The sequence below is a fragment of the Vibrio sp. 1288 genome (assembly GCF_033344475.1).
This window is the reverse complement of the sequence record NZ_JAWPOX010001140.1, coordinates 1-515: the sequence shown is the minus strand read 5'-3', so window position 1 is coordinate 515 and position 515 is coordinate 1. Positions and strand designations below refer to the sequence as shown.

General features: G+C 42.7%; 1 protein-coding gene. It reads left to right on the top strand.

Going from position 1 to position 515, the window contains the following annotated elements; genetic code table 11:
- The coding region (locus R8O11_RS31330) for an HD-GYP domain-containing protein (RefSeq protein WP_318195406.1) at positions 1 to 515 on the top strand (515 nt) is incomplete at both ends.

Sequence of the window (515 nt, the reverse complement as noted above, 5' to 3'; positions counted from 1 at the left end):
TGAGAAAGAGTTTGAGCGCTCACTTGCGCGGATGCGATCAGTCATGACGAAAATTCGTAACCGCCCAACTGCCGCTGTTGATGAAGCTCAACTGTTAATAGAAGACATTGTTGAGAAGTTGATGTGCGATGATAACGTCACGCTTCATTTAATGAACGGCAAAAACGAATTTGAAGATATCTATTTCCATTCTCTAAACGTTGCGGTTATTGCCATGATGATTGGGCGTGCGAAAGGGTATTCTGCCAAGCAACTAAAAGAGCTCTCTTTCGCTGCTCTGTTTCATGATATGGGTAAGATCAAAATCCCTACCGCTATATTAAGAAAGCAAGTGCCATTAACCGAGCCAGAAACCAACTACCTAAAGTTACATACTAAATATGGTTTGGATCTCGCGAATCAGATCGAAGGTTTTCCTGAACCAGCTAAAACCGTGATTGCTCAGCATCATGAGTTAAGAGATGGCTCCGGTTATCCTGAGAGCCTTAAAGGGGATGAAATTGATGAATTGGCTC